We start from the raw sequence: 678 nt of genomic DNA on the forward strand, positions 1-678 counted from the left end.
CGTTGCATGTTTGTTGATACTTGATTACTACCCTAAGTGTGCTCGCTCATCATTTCTGATTCGCTTACACGCTTAAAAAAACTTTACTTCTTCCAGATTGTTAAAGAACGAAAAAACAGTGATCTCGAAAAGACCAAACCTAAGCATCTTCTTGCTTACGTTTGTACTTTCAGAACCAGGTAATGGTGGAGGATGACGGGATCGAACCGACGACCCCCTGCTTGCAAAGCAGGTGCTCTCCCAGCTGAGCTAATCCCCCGTTACTTACGATAACTTGGTAGGGCTGGTTGGACTCGAACCAACGACCCCCGCGTTATCAACACGGTGCTCTAACCAGCTGAGCTACAGCCCCGACATACACTGTTGTTCTCTTTACGAACAGTCGATAAGCGTGGAGCGTTTGAGTGATTGGCTTTCGACCCGGTGCTACTCTAGAAAGGAGGTGATCCAGCCGCACCTTCCGATACGGCTACCTTGTTACGACTTCACCCCAGTCACGAATCCTACCGTGGTAAGCGCCCTCCTTGCGGTTAAGCTACCTACTTCTGGTAAAACCCGCTCCCATGGTGTGACGGGCGGTGTGTACAAGACCCGGGAACGTATTCACCGCGACATGCTGATCCGCGATTACTAGCGATTCCAACTTCATGTAGTCGAGTTGCAGACTACAATCCGGAC

The 678-nt window shown here is 49.9% G+C and carries 2 tRNA genes and 1 rRNA gene; all 3 read right to left on the reverse strand.

The window, feature by feature from the left end:
• Positions 1-183: 183 nt before the first annotated feature.
• Positions 184-259, reverse strand: a tRNA-Ala gene (locus MYP_RS24590).
• Between the two features lie 16 nt (positions 260-275).
• Positions 276-352: transfer RNA gene (locus tag MYP_RS24595), tRNA-Ile, on the reverse strand.
• Between the two features lie 83 nt (positions 353-435).
• A 16S ribosomal RNA gene (locus MYP_RS24600) occupies positions 436-678 on the reverse strand; the annotation flags it as partial.

Origin of the sequence: Sporocytophaga myxococcoides, from assembly GCF_000775915.1 — a bacterium.
In the GTDB taxonomy this organism is placed as follows: domain Bacteria; phylum Bacteroidota; class Bacteroidia; order Cytophagales; family Cytophagaceae; genus Sporocytophaga; species Sporocytophaga myxococcoides_A.